The following is a 14,862-nucleotide window of genomic DNA, read 5'->3' as shown; positions in this document are numbered from 1 at the left end:
CCCATGGATATGCCTACCAGCCAGCGCGGACGCGACCTGCTCGACGGGGCGAAACCCTTCGCCCGCAAGCCGGGATTTCTGGCGCGTCTTGTCGCTCCCGGCTTCGGCAAGATCCTCGATCGTATCGACGGGGCGATCGTCTCCGGTGCGATCCGCGCCACTTTGCCCGATGGCACGAAGCGTGTCCTTGGCGGTCGCAAACCCGGCTTCGAGTGCGACGTCGAACTGCGCAGCTGGAACGCGCTGGTGCGACTTGCGAGCAATGGCTCGGTAGGCTGGTACCAGGCGTGGGAAGCGGGAGAGTGGTGGAGCTCCGATCCGGTGCCGCTATTCGCCCTGTTCATGCAGCACGCCTCGCGCCTCGGTGACACGGCGCGGGCCAAGGGTCCTTTCCGCCACGGTTTGAAGCTGGCGCACCTCGTCAATCGCAATACGCATGAAGGCGCGCAGAAGAACATCAGCGCCCATTACGATCTCGGCAATGATTTTTACGCCGCCTGGCTCGATCCGACGATGAGCTATTCCTCCGGTCTCGGGATTGCGGACGACGACCTCGAAGCGGGCCAGAGGCGCAAGTGGGATGCCTTGGCATCGCGGCTTGGTGACCACCAGCGCCTGCTCGAGATCGGCTGCGGATGGGGCGCCCTGGCGGATTTCTTCGCATCGCGAGGCAGTGACGTCACGGCGATCAGCCTGTCCGACGAACAGCTGCAATGGGCGAGGCAGCGCCACGATCCGGCGGTCGACTTTCGCAAGCAGGACTATCGCGACGCCGCAGGCAGCTACGACGCCATCGTCAGCGTGGAGATGGTCGAAGCGCTCGGCCAGGAATACTGGCCCACCTTCATGGACTGCATCGCGCGCAACCTGAAACCGGGAGGACGCGCCGCAATCCAGTACATCTCGATGCGCGACGAGCTGTTCGACGACTATGCAAAGAGCGCCGATTTCATCCAGGCCTATATCTTCCCCGGCGGCTTGCTGATCAGGACGAGCGAGTTCCGCGAACTGGCGGAGGAGCGCGGCCTCGAGTGGCGCGACCAGGCCGATTTCGGGCTCGACTACGCGGAAACCCTGCGAATATGGCGCGAGGCATTCGACCGCGCGGAACGCGATGGCGCATTGCCGCAAGGTTTCGATGCGCAATTCTGCAACCTGTGGCGCTACTACCTGATGTATTGCGAAGGCGGCTTCCGCGGGGGCGGCATCGATGTGCATCAGGTGACACTGGTGAAAGAGGGAGAGATTTGATGCGTGCGATACTTGCTTCGATGACCGCACTGGCCGTGGCCGGTTGCTCTGCAGCCTATTCGGGTCCGCTCGAGACGGCCGATGCCGCGCCTCCCGCCGTAAGCCAGAGCATGCCGGAGCAGATGGCGAGCATGGATCCGGGCGATTCGATCCTCTTCTGGAGCGACGAGCGCCGCTCCGCTGCTTTCCGCGACATGGAATCCCTCTTTCCGGGCCTGGAAGTCGCGCCCGCCAATACGGTTCGCTCTTTTCCACGCGGTGAAAGCCTCGATGCCGAAACTGTCGCCGCGATACGCAGCTTCATGGCCGACACGCAGGCCGGCGGGGTGATGGTGCTCGAAGACGGGAAGGTCCGGTTCGAGGAATATGGCCTGGGCCTTGGCGCGCAGGATCGCTGGACGAGCTTTTCCGTCGCAAAGAGCTTTACCTCATCCCTGCTCGGTTCGGCGATCGAGGATGGCTACATCGAAAGCCTCGACACACCGGTGACGTCGATCATTCCCGCTCTCGCAGGCACCGCCTACGATGGCGTCACGGTTGGCCAGATCGCCACGATGACGTCGGGCGTGGCGTGGAACGAGGATTACACCGATCCCGACAGCGATGTTGCGAAGATGCTCGCCATCGCGCCGGTTGCAGGGGAATCGCAGGCAGTGACCTATGCCCGCACGTTGACGCGCGAGGCACCGGCGGGTGAGAAATGGGTCTACAAGACGCTGGAGACCAATTTGCTCGGCCTCATCGTCGAGGAAGCTACCGGCAAATCGCTTGCTGCCTATGCGGCGGAAAATATCGTGGAGCCCGCGGGCTTCGAAGGCCGCCTCTTCTGGATGCAGGATCTGACCGGCGGCAATATCGGTGGTTGCTGCCTTTCGCTGCGTCTGTCGGACTATGCCCGTTTCGGCCAGTTCGTGCTCGAAGGCGGGGAGGGCGTCGTGCCGGAGGGCTGGTTTGCCGATTCAGGCGCGGCGCAGGTTTCCTTCGCTCCCAATGCACCGGGCTTCGGATACGGTTACCAGTGGTGGGCCTATCCTGAGGGTGCCTACGGTGCGCAGGGTATCTTCGGCCAGGCAATCACCATCGTTCCGGAAAGCGATCTGGTGGTGGCAGTGGTCAGCAACTGGCCGACGGCCACGAGCAACCCTTACCGCGCCAAGTTCCGCGATCTCGTCTATAGATTGGCCAACGCTTCGGACTGAGCCTGGAAACGAGTGGTGGCGGAGGCCGGTAGGGCGCACCGCCACCGACGACGAGATACCGGACGAAGGTTCAGGCCAGCGCCCAGCGGTCGCCGCCATTGCGTCGGCACTGTCGCCTGTCTCGCGTAATCAGTAGGGGCGGTATGCGCCTTCGCCGCTGTAACGGGCGAGGATGTTGTCATGGACGATCGGCGAAAGCAGTTCGTTGAACGCGCAACCGACCATGCAGTTTTCCCACCACACGACCTGCGCCTGTAGCGATTCAAGGCCGGGCAGGGTGAGCCAGCACATCTGGCCTTCGTGCATCCGGTTGATGGCCGCTGCCGAGAAGCCCGAGATCGAGAGGTCGTGCACCACCGTCTGGAAGGCGCGGCCACCGCTGGCGCGCAGCTGGCCGGGAATGGTCAGCTTGGTACGCGGCGCGCACCGGTCTTCCTGCGATGCTACCGAGTAGCGATCCTGGGTCTGGTAGGTCATATCCGGCACCTTGCTGAGACTGAGTTTTTCCGAAACTGCACGTCCGGGTAAAAACGCGCGTGTTGTTTAGCGGAATCTCTCTCAGGAGGATTACGGAAGAGTCGCGGTATAGGGTTAACCTAGCTTTCGATCCGCTCTCGGTGGCGGGTCTCGAAATCGTTAACAAGCAGCTCCACCAGGCGAGAGCCGACCGCTTGCGGCGGCTTGACCGTCTGCGGATCTTCGCCCGGATAGGCTTTCGCCCGCATCGAGGTGCGCGTTGCACCGGGGTCGATAATCGCCACGCGCACGCCGGAGATCTTCTCGACTTCGTGCGCGTAGGATTCGAGTAAATTGTCGAAGGCGGCCTTCGTGCTGCCATAGGCGGACCAGTAGGCGCGCGGGGTCTCGCCGACGCTGCTGGTGAGGCCGATCACGCGAGCGGCGTCCGCACGCTTCAGCAGCGGGTCGAAATTGGCGAGGAGGGCCTGCGTTGCCAGCACATTGACCGTGACCGCCTGGCTAAACTGCTTGCCGTCGATCTGCGTAACCGGTGTCAATGCCGGGAGGTAAGCTGCGGAAATAACAAGGATATCGAGCTGGTCCCAGCGGCCGGAAATAGCAGTCGCGAGGCGGGCGATGCCATCGCTTTCGGCCAGGTCCACAGGTGCGATGGTCGATGCCCCGCCGACGGCATGGATCTGGTCCTCGACCTGTTCGAGCGCCCGGACATCCCGCCCGGTAAGGACCACGTGTGCGCCCGCCTCGGCAAGCGCGACCGCCGTTGCGGCGCCGATACCCTTGCTCGCACCCGTCACCAGGGCGAGTTTTCCATCGAGTGGTTTCGTCATGTCAGGCGACCTTGTTTACCGGAAATGCGAGCTGTTTCTGTTTGTCGTCGCGCCGGTTGAGATCGGTCAGCGAGGTGGGATAGTCCCCTGTGAAACAGGCATCGCAGAATTGCGGACATTCCTTCACGCGCGGCTTTTCGCCCACGGCGCGATAAAGGCCGTCGATCGAAACGAAGGCAAGGCTGTCCGCCTTGATGAATTCGCGCATGGGTTCGACATCCATGCGAGCGGCCAGCAGCTTGGAGCGTTCGGGCGTATCGACGCCGTAATAACAGCTGTGGGCGGTCGGCGGGCTGGCGACGCGGAAATGCACTTCCTTGGCGCCCGCATCGCGCATCATCTCGACGATCTGCATCGAAGTGGTGCCGCGCACGATGGAATCGTCGATGAGGACGATCCGCTTGCCTTCCACGAGCTTGCGGTTGGCGTTGTGCTTGCGTTTCACGCCGGCATGGCGCGCGCCGTCGGAGGGCTGGATGAATGTCCGGCCGACATAGTGCGAGCGAATGATGCCCAGTTCGAACGGGATGCCTGCTTCCTGCGCATATCCGATGGCGGCAGGGACGCCGCTGTCCGGAACGGGCACGACGAGATCGGCTTCGACCGGCTTTTCCTTGGCGAGTTCCGCGCCGATCGCCTTGCGCGCTTCGTAGACGCTGCGGCCTGCGAAAAAGCTGTCCGGGCGGCTGAAATAGACGTGTTCGAAGATGCAGGGGCGGGGCTTGTGCGTGCCGAAGGGGTGGAGCGAATCCACATTGCCGTCGTAATCGACCCTGATCAGTTCGCCCGGCTCGACTTCGCGCACCATTTCCGCGCCGACGACGTCGAAGGCTACGCTTTCACTGGCAAAGGCGATGGCATCGCCGATCCGGCCCATGACGAGCGGACGGATACCGAGCGGGTCGCGGCAGGCGATCATGCCTTCCGGCGTCATCACGATAAGCGCATAGGCCCCTTCGAGCAGGCGGAGCGCATCGACCAGCCGGTCGACGATCGTGGGATAGCGGCTCGTCGCGACGAGGTGGATGATGACTTCGGTGTCGGACGTCGACTGGAAGATAGCCCCGCGCTGCACCAGTTCTTCGCGCAGCTTGCCCGCGTTGGAGATATTGCCGTTATGTGCGACGGCGAAGCCGCCGCTGGCGAGATCGGCATAAAGAGGCTGTACGTTGCGCAGGCCCGCGCCGCCTGTCGTCGAATAGCGTACGTGGCCGGCAGCCATATGGCCTGGCAGTTCGGCGATTGCCTCTGCGGAAGAGAAATTCTCGGCAACATGGCCAAGTCCGCGGCGGGCACGGAATTCGGCGCCGTCCCAAGCCACGATACCGGCGGCTTCCTGGCCGCGATGCTGCAGGGCGTGGAGTCCGAGGGCCGTCGCCGCCGAGGCGTCCGCCGCGTTGATAACGCCGAACACGCCGCACTCTTCGCGCAGCTTGTCGCCATCCTCGTCGAGGAAAGGGTGGGTGAGGTTCCCAAGGGGCGTTTTCACAGGGTGCTGTCCGCGCTGCCAACCGATGGCGGTCCAATGGCGATGTTACGGGCCGATTACAAGGGTATTGGTCAGGAGAATGGTGGACCAAACGGCGCAATTCATTGCGCGGCCAGATTTGTCTGCCTAAACGCTCTGGCCACGGACAACGACAGACAAGAGCCGCCTTGATCCTTTCTCCTTTCGAACGTGCCATCGCCAAGCGTTACCTGCTCCCTGGCAGGAGCGAGGCATTCATTGCGCTTGTCGCAGGTATTTCCATCACGGTGGTCATGCTCTCGGTGGCCATGCTGGTCATCGTGATGAGCGTGATGAACGGCTTCCGCGCCGAACTGCTGGACAAGATCGTGGGCCTCAACGGTCACGCCATCGTACAGGCCTATGGCGGCAAGCTGGATGACTGGGAAAACGTGCTGCAGGAAGTGCGCGAGACACCGGGCGTGGTCGAGGCTTCTCCGCTGATCGAACAGCCACTGCTGGTGACGTTCAATGGCCGCGCCAAGGCGATCCTGCTGCGAGGCAATACGCTGGAAGACCTGCGCGAACTGGGCCAGAAGACGATCAGCGGTAATATGGACACGCTCCAGCCCGGCTCAGGCAAGGTCGCCATCGGCGTGCGGCTTGCAGAGGATATCGGTGCGCGTGTCGGCGATACGATTACGGTCATCAATCCGCAGGGCCGCTCGACCCCTTTCGGCACCGTCCCGCGCCAGGTCGGCTACGAAGTCTCGGCGATCTTCGAGATCGGTGTCTACGATTACGACGGCGCTTTTGTGGTCATGCCGATGCAGGACGCGCAGACGTTGCTGCTGATCGGTGACACGGTCGGCATGATCGAGGTCAAGGTCACCGATCCCGACGAGGTCGAGAACATTCTCGAGCCGGTGCAGATGCAGTTGGCAGGCAGGGCGGTCGTCCAGGATTGGAAGACGATAAATTCGACCCTTTTCGAAGCGCTTCAGGTCGAACGCGCCGCGATGGCTTTCGCGTTGAGTTTCATGGTCCTGGTGGCTGCTTTCAATATACTTTCAAGCCTGGTGATGCTGGTCCGTGCCAAGACGCGGGACATTGCAATCATGCGCACTATGGGTGCCACACGCCGCAGCCTGACCAAGATTTTCGTGACGACCGGCTTCACCGTCGGGGCACTCGGGACGATCGCAGGGCTGTTGCTCGGCGCACTGGTGCTGGCCTTCCGAGAGCAGATCGTGAAAGGCATCAGCTGGCTCACGGGCGCCGACCTGTGGGACCCGCAAGTGCGGTTCCTCAGCACCATCCCGGCGAAGGTCGATCCTGTCGAAATCGCCATGATCGTTGGCCTCGCCCTGGTGATGAGCTTCCTCGCCACACTCTACCCCGCGCTCAAGGCGGCTAGCACCGATCCGGTACAGGTCCTTCGTTATGAGTAATCCCGTCGTCGAACTCAAAGGCCTGACCCGCAGCTTCGAGCAGGGCGGCGAAAGGATCGATGTCCTGCGCGGCGTCGATTTGCAGATCATGCCCGGCGAGATCGTCGCGCTGCTTGGCCCGTCCGGCTCGGGCAAGTCGACGCTCCTGCAGGCGGTCGGTTTGCTGGAGGGCGGTTTCGGAGGCGAGATCGTTATCGCCGGCAATTCGGCAGAGAAGTCCGATGCCAATGCGCGCACGACGCTGCGCCGCGATCATCTGGGCTTCGTATACCAGTTTCATCACCTCCTGCCGGACTTCGATGCCCGCGAAAACGTGGTTCTCCCGCAGCTCGTAGCAGGGCGCTCGCGTGCCGAAGCGGAAGAGCGTGCGGAGCAATTGCTGACCGCGCTGGGCCTCGGTCACCGTCTCACTCACCGGCCGAGCCAGCTTTCCGGCGGCGAACAGCAGCGCGTTGCGGTCGCGCGCGGTCTCGCCAACCGGCCGGCGCTGGTCCTCGCAGACGAGCCCACCGGCAACCTCGACGAGGCGACTTCCGACAAGGTGCTGGAGCAGTTCCTCCAGCTGGTACGCGGGGAAGGCAGCGCGGCGCTGGTCGCGACGCATAACGAACGCCTCGCCCAGCGCATGGACCGTGTCGTCCGCTTGCACGAGGGCGTGCTGGGATAGCGGACCCGAAGGTCTTCTCGCTCGTTAATCGGGAAAGGAGACAATCGATGACCGACCACCCAAGCACATTCAAGGCAGACGACACCCACACACCCGGCATCCAGTGGGACGACCGGGCATCGCTTCATCGCAAGGGGGATGGCGACGGCGTCCTCGACGCAGCAAAAGGCCTGCGTTCCGGCACGTTTGCCGATCTCGTGAAGCACATGATGCTCCTCCCGAAAGAAGAGCGGACGGGATATTACATCGAGAAGGCGGGCGATCGCGAATACCATGCGGAGGAGATCGCGGAGCTCTCCCGTCGACCGGATTTTCCGCGCACGTAGCGAATTCGCGGAGGCCGTGCGAGCAATCCGCATGGGCGAGCTCGGAAACTCGCAACTTGTGCGGATGACCTGCGGCGTGCAAGGCGATAGTCCTGTCTGCCTGCGCGGGCAGGGCTGCGTCGATCATGGCCGACGTGCCGGGAAAGTTACGATCGCATCAATTGCCGCAAGGACACATCCGCATGACAACCATCGCCGATTTTACCGTAGCCAATAACAAGGGCGAGAAAGTCGACTTGTCGGGCAAGCTCGGCAAGGTCCTGCTGGTGGTCAACACGGCCAGCAAATGCGGATTTACGCCGCAGTATGACGGGCTGGAAAAGCTGTTCCAGGAATACTCCGGCAAGGGGTTCGAGGTGCTGGCGTTTCCCTGCAACCAGTTCGGCAACCAGGAGCCGGGCGATGCGGAAGAAATCGCTGAGTTCTGCAAGGTCAATTTCGGCCTGACCTTCCCGCTGATGGCCAAGGTCGATGTCAATGGCGAGAATGCCAGCCCGCTGTTCGACTGGATGAAGAATGAAAAGCCGGGCCTGATGGGTTCGAAATCGATCAAATGGAACTTCACCAAGTTCCTGATCGATCGCGATGGCAAGGTGGTGAAACGTTATGGCCCGAACGATGCGCCCAAGGCCATCGCCAAGGATATCGAAAAGCTGCTGTAACCGCGTGGGCATAGCGAGCGAAGTATAGGCCATGCTTGCCGATATCAATCAGTGGTTTCTGTCGCTTGGTGCCGAATACGGCGTCAATCCATACATTTTCGGCGCCATTTATGTTGGCGCGATCCCTTTTTTCCTCGCCTCGATGGCGTGGCTCGTGAAACGGGCGAGGGCGAAGAAATCCACGGTCCTCCCGACGCTGTGCGCAGGGTTCTGCTTTGTGTCGGCCTATCTCTATCTCGCCATCGCGGGCCGCAATATCCCGGTCTGGGTGTGGGTCTTCCTCGGCGTGCTGGTCGCCTATGGCGCGTGGTCGACCATCCGCGACGCACGGCGCAAGATCGCGGCGGTGAGGGACGACTGATTTTCTCCACCATCTGTGGAGAATAAGGCGGGCGGCGCTCTTCCGAATTGGTGGGAAATCACTAATTTGGAGCAATGCCCTACAAGCCCTTCGTTCCCCTGCGTGTCCTGTCCGCCTATTCGATGCTCGAAGGGGCGATCGATCCCAAGGCAATGGCCAAGCTGGCGAAGGAACGCGGCTTTCCCGCGATCGCGATTGCCGACCGCAACGGGCTTTATGGCGCGGTCATGTTCGCCAATGCCTGCAAGGCGGAGGGCATCCAGCCGATCACCGGCACGCTCCTCGGCGTCGCGCGTGACGAAGAAGGGCGAGTGGTCGATTACGTGCCGCTCTATGCGCAGGACGAGAAGGGCTATGACAACCTCTGTCACCTGGTCAGCCGCGCGCATCTCGACCGGCCGCTGGAATTCGAACCGCATATCAGGATCGAGGATCTCAAAGGGCACACCGACGGCTTGATCGCGCTAACCGGTGCGAGCGAAGGCGGGGTCACGCGCTTGCTTGCTGAAGGTCAGGTAAGTCACGCGACCGCCATGCTCGACAAGCTCGAGGCGCTTTTCCCGGGCCGGCTCTATATCGAACTTGCACGGCGCGGAAACGCAGTGGAGGAGGCTGCCGAGGCGGCGCTGATCGACCTTGCGTATGAACGCGACCTTCCGCTGGTTGCTACCAATCCGGCCAACTTTGCCGAGCCGCACATGTACAAGGCGCATGACGCCATGCTGTGCATTGCCAATTCCACGCATGTCGACGCGGAGGAGCGGCCCAAGTCCAATCCGGAAGGCTATGTGAAGACAGCGCATATGATGGAAGAGGCCTTCGCCGACCTTCCCGAGGCGACGGCCAATTCGCTCGTGATCGCGCAGCGGTGTGCTTACGCGCCGCCCTATCGCGATCCTATCCTGCCGAGCCTCGCGGGCGACCTCGAGGGCGAAGCGCGTATGCTCGAAGCCGATGCCCGCAAGGGACTGGAGGCGCGCCTCGAGCCCTATGGCGAAATGTCGGAGGAAGAGCGCAAGGTCTATCTCGACCGGCTCGATTACGAGGTCGGGATCATCAACCAGATGGGCTTTCCCGGCTACTTCCTGATCGTTGCCGACTTCATCAAATGGGCCAAGGATCACGACATCCCCGTCGGGCCGGGCCGTGGTTCGGGTGCGGGCAGCCTGGTCGCCTGGGCGTTAACGATTACCGATCTCGACCCGATCCAGCTGGGCCTACTGTTCGAACGCTTCCTCAACCCGGAACGCGTTTCGATGCCCGACTTCGATATCGACTTCTGCGAAACCCGCCGAGGCGAGGTGATCCGTTATGTCCAGCAGAAATACGGCCACGACCACGTCGCGCAGATCATCACCTTCGGTAAGCTGAAGGCCCGCGCCGTGCTGCGCGATACGGGCCGCATCCTGCAGATGAGCTACGGTCATGTCGACCGCATCTGCAAGATGGTGCCGAACCATCCGACCGACCCATGGACACTGCCACGCGCGCTCAACGGGGCGGCAGATTTCAAGTCCGAGTACGATAACGACAACGAGGTCAAACGCCTCATCGACCTCGCAATGCAGCTGGAAGGGTTTCCGCGCAACAGCTCGACCCACGCGGCCGGCGTGGTGATCGGGGACCGTCCGCTGGCGCAACTGGTGCCGCTTTACCGCGATCCGCGCTCGGATATGCCGGTGACCCAGTACGACATGAAAAATGTCGAAAGCAGCGGTCTCGTCAAATTCGACTTTCTCGGGCTGAAGACGCTGTCGGTGCTCAAGAAGGCGACCGACCTCCTGAAAAAGCGCGACATCACGATCGATTTGTCGCAGCTCGAACTGGACGATCCGGCCGTCTACGAACTGATGAAGGCGGGTAATACGGTCGGCGTGTTCCAGCTGGAATCGGAAGGGATGCGCCGGACGCTTACCGCGGTGAAGCCGACCAATTTCGGCGACATTATCGCACTCGTCTCGCTTTATCGTCCGGGTCCGATGGACAACATCCCGCTGTTCGGCAAGCGCAAGGCGGGCGAGGTGCCGATCGAATACCCGCACGAGAAACTGGAAGGCATCCTCGCCGAGACCTACGGCATTTTCGTCTACCAGGAACAGGTCATGCAGGCCGCGCAGATCCTCGCCGGATACTCGCTCGGCGATGCAGACTTGCTGCGCCGCGCGATGGGTAAGAAGGTCCAGGCGGAAATGGACGCGCAGCGCGAACGTTTCGTGGCCGGGTGCAAGGAAGTCTCGGGCATCGAGAAGGCCAAGGCAAACGAACTGTTCGATTTGATCGACAAGTTCGCCGGCTACGGCTTCAACAAGTCCCACGCTGCCGCCTATGCGCTGCTTGCATACCAGACCGCGTGGCTGAAGGCGCATTACCCCGAAGAGTTCTTCGCCGCATCGATGTGCTTCGACATGCACCAGTCGGAAAAGCTGACGATCTTCGTCGATGATGCGCGGCGACAGGGGATCGCGGTTGAGCCACCGTGCCTCAACAAGTCCGAGGCCGAGTTCACCGTCGAGCAGACCGACGACGGTTATGCCGTGCGCTATGCGCTCGCCGGGATCCGCAATGTCGGCGAAAAGGCGATGGATGCCATCGTCCATGAACGCGAGGTTTCGGGCCAGTTCGAAAGCCTGCAGGACCTCTTCCAGCGCATCCCCAAGGGCTCGCTAAATTCGCGGCAGCTGGAAGCGCTGGCGAGTGCAGGCGCACTCGACGCGCTGGAGCCCAACCGTGCCAAGGTTTTCGAAAATGCCGACCTCCTCTTGGCCGTGGCCGATGCCGCGGAACGCGAACGTTCGAGCGGGCAGGCGGGCCTGTTCGGCGGCGAAGAGGAGCAGGGCGACACGCTGCGGCTGAAAGAAGTCGAGGACTGGCCGCGGGTCGAGCGCATGGCGCGCGAACGCGAGAATTTCGGGTTCTACTTCTCCGCCCATCCGGTGGCAGCGTGGAAGGACGTAGCCTCAGCCAATGGCGCGCGGACCTACGCCTCGCTCATGGCGGGCGGCGCGCCTGCTGGTGGCCGCTCCAACGCGGTGATGGCGGCGATGGTGGAGAAGGTGAACAAGGGCACCACGCGGCGCGGCAAGCCATTTATTCGCGCGGATTTCTCGGACGCCTCAGGCCAGTTCAGCGCGGCCTGCTTTGAAGAAAGCATGGTCGATAAGTTCCTGACCTGGGCGGAAGAACAAACCTGCGTCCTGCTGCAGGTGGAGCTCGATTCTCCGAGCCCCGACGAGCCGCCGCGGATCACCGTCCGCGGAGGGACGCCGCTCTCCGAAATGCGCGGGTCCATGCCCATGATCATGACGCTGGACGTGCACGATGCGGCAGCGCTTGAGGCCCTGAAAGCAGAACTGCTCGAAGCGATGGGCGGCAAGGACGAAGTGCTCGTGACGTTACGGACTGGCGGGGCTGCCGATCCCGTCATGCGTCTTGGCCGCAATTTCGCGCTCGATGGCGAGCTGGCCGAACGCTTGGCAAGCGTGCCGAGCCTTGCCAAGGTGCAGCTCGACAAGCGACGCGGCGGAGCACATCTCCGACTCGTCAGCTAATTCGGGCCCGCACGGACGGGCCGGGGACGAGAGAGGAGAGACGAATGCTCGGAGCGATGCAGGACTGGACCATGCGCGTGACCCACGTGATCGATCACGCGGCGCGCGAAGCACCGGATCGCGAAATCGTCACACGCTGGGCGGATGGAAGTGAGACGCGCACCAACTGGGCCGGTATTCGCACCGATGCGCTGAAGATGGCGCAGGCCCTGCAGGCACTCGGCCTGAAGAAGGGTGACAAGGTCGCCAGCCTCGCCATGAACCACTCCCGCCACCTCGTCAGCTGGTATGGTGTCGCGGGAATGGGCGGCGTCCTCCACACGGTGAACCCGCGCCTTTTCGAGGACCAGCTCGAATACATCGTCAATCATGCCGAAGACCGCGTGATGATCTACGACGCCGCTTTCCAGCCGATCGTCGACAAGATGCGCGACCGATGGAAGACCGTGGACCACTACATCTGCTTCGATAGCGGCGAGCATACGACCTCGTTCGAAGACTGGATCGGCGAGCAATCGGGCGACTTCGAATGGGTCGATGGCGACGAACGCGATCCTTGCATGATCTGCTATACCAGCGGCACCACGGGCAATCCCAAGGGTGTCCAGTACGAACACCGCAGCACGGTGCTGCATGCGCTTGCGGGCCTTCAGCCCTCGACCTTCAACTTCAGCGCATCCTCGGTGATGTTGCCGGTGGTCCCGATGTTCCACGCGGCCAGCTGGGGGCTTCCCTATGCAGGCGCGATGGCGGGCATCAAATTCGTGTTCAGCGCGGTCAACGACCCTGCGGTACTGCACGAGATGATGCTCAAGGAAGGCGTCACCGACAGCGCGGGCGTGCCAACCGTCTGGCTCGCCCATTTCCAGTATTGCGATGCGGAGGGCATCGACCTGCCACCGCTCAAGGCCGCCACCATCGGCGGTTCCGCCGCGCCGAGGTTCATGATCGAACGGCTGATGAAGAATGGCACGCGCGTCCAGCACGCCTGGGGTATGACCGAAACCTCGCCCATCGGCACGGTCGGCGGCCCGACGCATGACTGGGACCAGCTCAGCTTCGAGGAAAAGGTCCTCAAGACCATGAAGCAGGGCCGCCCGATCTTCGGCGTGGAACTGCGTACCGTCGATCTCGACGATCCGACCAAGGTCCTGCCCCGCGATGGCGAGACTTCGGGCGCCTTGCAGATCCGCGGCCCCTGGGTGGTGAAGCGCTACTTCAAGGCGGAAGAGGATGCGGTGACCGAGGATGGCTGGTTCGACACCGGCGATGTTGGCATGCTGCATCCCGACGGCACGTTGCAACTGACCGACCGCACCAAGGACGTGATCAAGTCAGGTGGCGAATGGATCAGCTCTGTAGAGCTCGAAAACGCGGCCGTGGGCCACCCCGGCGTCGCCGAGGCTGCCTGCATCGGCATGTACCATCCGAAGTGGGACGAACGCCCGGTCCTGTTCGTGGTCAAAAAAGAGGGACAGGACGTCACTGCAGAACAGGTCGTCAACTTCCTGTCGGACAAGATCGCCAAGTGGTGGCTGCCCGATGCGGTCGAATTCGTGGACGATATCCCGCACACCGCCACCGGCAAGATCAGCAAGAAGGACCTGCGCGACCGGTTCGCCGACTACAAGCTTGAGACGTGAGCAGGCTTATCCTGCTGAACAAGCCGTTCGGTGTGCTGTCGCAGTTCACCGGGGGCAAGGAGGGGGTGGACGATACGCTGGCGCATCTCGTCGATGTGTCGGGCGTCTATCCCGCAGGTCGGCTGGACAAGGATAGCGAAGGATTGCTCCTGCTGACCGATGACGGCCGGCTGCAATCGCGCATTGCCGAACCACGCTACAAGATGGCGAAGACTTATCTCGTGCAGGTAGAGGGCGAGGCTGACGATGAGGCGCTGGAGAAACTGGCGCGCGGCGTCGAACTCAAGGACGGCATGACGCGGCCCGCCCGTGCGAAACGTATCGATCCGCCGCCCGTGTGGGGCCGAGAGCCGCCAGTGCGCTATCGCAAGAGCGTACCGGACAGCTGGATCGCGCTGGAGATCACCGAAGGCCGCAACCGGCAGGTCCGCCGCATGACGGCTGCGGTTGGGTTGCCGACCCTGCGCCTCATCCGCTGGCGCATCGGGGACTGGAGCGTCGACGGCATCGCACCCGGCACCTATCGTGAAATCGAAGTCTGAGGAGAGAGACGTGAGCGCAACCTACATCGATCCGAGCCCCGCCAACTTCCAGGCGTTCAAGGACCTCCCGCGCGACGAGCCGATCCATATGCTCAACCTCCTCCAGTATCGCGATAAGGCAGAGTACCCCGAGGGGCACAAGCATCACGGCAACGGCTGGACCGGCCGCCGCGCCTACGAGGAATACGGCAAGACCAGCGGTCCGATCTTTCGGAGGGTCGGAGGCAGCATCGTGTGGCGCGGCGCGTTCCAGACGGTGGTGACCGGGCCGGAAGCGATGCAATGGCACGACGGTTTCGTCGCGCAATATCCCAATGCAGGGGCCTTCTTCGAGATGATCAAGGATCACGATTACCAGAAGGCGGTGGTCAATCGGACAGCGGCTCTGGCAGACAGCAGATTGGTGCGGTTCGCTCCGGGAGATGCGGGAGAAGGGTTTTGAGAAACAGTGATTGTCT

Annotated in this window: 14 protein-coding genes; 11 read left to right on the top strand and 3 right to left on the bottom strand. The window is 62.5% G+C overall.

Annotation, left to right across the window (positions count from 1 at the left end; genetic code table 11):
- Positions 1-3: 3 nt before the first annotated feature.
- Positions 4-1,251, top strand: a complete 1,248-nt coding sequence (locus K3179_RS12665) for an SAM-dependent methyltransferase (RefSeq protein ID WP_221565971.1) — start codon at positions 4-6, stop codon at positions 1,249-1,251.
- On the top strand, positions 1,251-2,450 hold the full coding sequence (locus K3179_RS12660) for a serine hydrolase domain-containing protein (protein WP_221565969.1): 1,200 nt from the start codon (positions 1,251-1,253) through the stop codon (positions 2,448-2,450). The genes K3179_RS12665 and K3179_RS12660 overlap by 1 nt, the downstream gene beginning before the upstream one ends.
- A 129-nt stretch (positions 2,451-2,579) precedes the next feature.
- On the opposite strand, the gene K3179_RS12655 is transcribed toward K3179_RS12660, so the two are convergent.
- From K3179_RS12655 to purF, 3 genes are all read right to left on the bottom strand, one after another.
- Complete coding sequence (locus tag K3179_RS12655) at positions 2,580-2,927, bottom strand: PilZ domain-containing protein (protein WP_221565967.1); 348 nt, start codon at positions 2,925-2,927, stop codon at positions 2,580-2,582.
- Between the two features lie 119 nt (positions 2,928-3,046).
- Positions 3,047-3,757: an SDR family NAD(P)-dependent oxidoreductase gene (locus tag K3179_RS12650; protein ID WP_221565963.1), complete on the bottom strand. Its 711-nt coding sequence runs from the start codon at positions 3,755-3,757 to the stop codon at positions 3,047-3,049.
- A 1-nt stretch (position 3,758) separates the two neighbouring features.
- Positions 3,759-5,246 carry an amidophosphoribosyltransferase gene (gene purF / locus K3179_RS12645; protein WP_090479502.1) on the bottom strand — a complete coding sequence of 496 codons (1,488 nt, stop codon included), beginning with the start codon at positions 5,244-5,246 and terminating at the stop codon, positions 3,759-3,761.
- Between the two features lie 167 nt (positions 5,247-5,413).
- Between purF and K3179_RS12640 the strand changes: the two genes are divergently transcribed.
- The 9 genes from K3179_RS12640 to K3179_RS12600 all read left to right on the top strand — a co-directional run bounded on the left by K3179_RS12640 (position 5,414) and on the right by K3179_RS12600 (position 14,846).
- Positions 5,414-6,655, top strand: a complete 1,242-nt coding sequence (locus tag K3179_RS12640; RefSeq protein ID WP_221565961.1) for a lipoprotein-releasing ABC transporter permease subunit — start codon at positions 5,414-5,416, stop codon at positions 6,653-6,655.
- On the top strand, positions 6,648-7,322 hold the full coding sequence (locus tag K3179_RS12635; RefSeq protein ID WP_221565958.1) for an ABC transporter ATP-binding protein: 675 nt from the start codon (positions 6,648-6,650) through the stop codon (positions 7,320-7,322). The genes K3179_RS12640 and K3179_RS12635 overlap by 8 nt, the downstream gene beginning before the upstream one ends.
- Before the next feature lie 47 nt (positions 7,323-7,369).
- Positions 7,370-7,648, top strand: coding sequence for a hypothetical protein (locus K3179_RS12630; RefSeq protein WP_221565957.1), 279 nt, complete (start codon positions 7,370-7,372; stop codon positions 7,646-7,648).
- Between the two features lie 182 nt (positions 7,649-7,830).
- On the top strand, positions 7,831-8,310 hold the full coding sequence (locus K3179_RS12625) for a glutathione peroxidase (protein ID WP_221565954.1): 480 nt from the start codon (positions 7,831-7,833) through the stop codon (positions 8,308-8,310).
- Positions 8,311-8,341: 31 nt separating this feature from the next.
- The gene (locus tag K3179_RS12620; protein WP_160594829.1) at positions 8,342-8,671 is read left to right on the top strand and encodes a hypothetical protein; all 330 of its coding nucleotides are present in this window, start codon (positions 8,342-8,344) and stop codon (positions 8,669-8,671) included.
- Positions 8,672-8,745: 74 nt separating this feature from the next.
- Complete coding sequence (gene dnaE / locus K3179_RS12615) at positions 8,746-12,219, top strand: DNA polymerase III subunit alpha (protein WP_221565952.1); 3,474 nt, start codon at positions 8,746-8,748, stop codon at positions 12,217-12,219.
- A 44-nt stretch (positions 12,220-12,263) separates the two neighbouring features.
- Entirely contained in the window at positions 12,264-13,862 is a 1,599-nt protein-coding gene (locus K3179_RS12610) for a long-chain fatty acid--CoA ligase (protein ID WP_221565949.1), read from the top strand.
- Positions 13,859-14,404 (top strand): pseudouridine synthase, encoded by a 546-nt coding sequence (locus K3179_RS12605; RefSeq protein WP_221565945.1) that lies wholly within the window; start codon positions 13,859-13,861, stop codon positions 14,402-14,404. The genes K3179_RS12610 and K3179_RS12605 overlap by 4 nt, the downstream gene beginning before the upstream one ends.
- 10 nt (positions 14,405-14,414) lie before the next feature.
- A complete protein-coding gene (locus K3179_RS12600) occupies positions 14,415-14,846 on the top strand; it encodes a DUF1330 domain-containing protein (protein ID WP_221565942.1) in 432 nt (143 codons plus the stop codon).
- Positions 14,847-14,862: the final 16 nt, after the last annotated feature.

This window comes from Qipengyuania intermedia (assembly GCF_019711615.1).
GTDB lineage: Bacteria > Pseudomonadota > Alphaproteobacteria > Sphingomonadales > Sphingomonadaceae > Qipengyuania > Qipengyuania intermedia.
This window is presented reverse-complemented; position numbering and strand designations above follow the sequence as displayed.